Consider the following 243-nt stretch of genomic DNA (forward strand, 5'->3'; position numbering starts at 1 on the left):
GTTAAATTTTCGACAGCGGTTGTAGAAAACAATCCTCCAGAGTTGTTCATTCTTACTATTGATTTTTGGTGGTTTAATAAAAATAGAAACAATCCGAAGAGACCACTTGAAGGTACTCTCAGTAGCTTTGATTTAAAAAAAGCTATTCACTTTTGGAATATTTTGATTTCCGATGGGCTCCCAAATGTGAGTGGTCTAATAAATACTACTCCAATGAAAAGCGATATTTCGGGACTTAATGTT

At 34.2% G+C, this 243-nt stretch carries 1 protein-coding gene; it reads left to right on the forward strand.

The window, feature by feature from the left end; genetic code table 11:
- Positions 1–243: hypothetical protein (locus tag SB659_RS20340; protein WP_410551741.1), on the forward strand; the 243-nt coding region annotated here is incomplete at both ends.

Source organism: Arthrobacter sp. SIMBA_036, from assembly GCF_046535135.1.
Taxonomy (GTDB): domain Bacteria; phylum Actinomycetota; class Actinomycetes; order Actinomycetales; family Micrococcaceae; genus Arthrobacter.